Below are 594 nucleotides of genomic sequence, written 5' to 3'. Positions count from 1 at the left end.
GAGCAGGCACACGTTCGACCCTTCCCACCCACGCTTGCACGGGGTGGTGCATCGGTTTGTCTTCGGAGCATCGTTCCCTCGTCTCCCACTTAAGGGGAGCGATTCGGAAACGACCTCCGATGAGAGTGACTCTGCTGGGAGTCGAACCCAGACACCCCACTCTCATCGGTGGGACGTTCCAGCATCGAGTCAGTTCGAGCCTCGGTTGGTTCTAAAGCGTCCGATCGGGTCTCGTCGACCACCAGACACTCGGATACGAAAGTTTCCAAGGTGAGCCAGTCCGTGTGGACTGGTCTCGGTCTGTGGAGGTGATCCAGCCGCAGATTCCCCTACGGCTACCTTGTTACGACTTAAGCCCCCTTGCGAAGCCCAGATTCGACCACCGTTGCGGTGGCCTCATCCGGACCTCACTCGGGTGCTTTGACGGGCGGTGTGTGCAAGGAGCAGGGACGTATTCACCGCATCCTTCTGAGATGCGATTACTACCGAATCCAGCTTCATGTGGGCGAGTTTCAGCCCACAATCCGAACTACGATCGAGTTTCGGAGATTAGCGCCCTCTCTCGAGGTGGCATCCCACTGTCTCGACCATTGT

At 58.1% G+C, this 594-nt stretch carries 1 rRNA gene; it reads right to left on the bottom strand.

From position 1 onward, the window contains the following. Window positions 1-303 precede the first annotated feature (303 nt). A 16S ribosomal RNA gene (locus tag ACSC1Y_RS16135) occupies window positions 304-594 on the bottom strand; the annotation flags it as partial.

This window comes from Haloarchaeobius lipolyticus (assembly GCF_051208015.1).
Lineage (GTDB): Archaea > Halobacteriota > Halobacteria > Halobacteriales > Natrialbaceae > Haloarchaeobius.
Note: the sequence above shows the minus strand (reverse complement) of the source record. Positions and strands in the feature narration are given on the sequence as shown.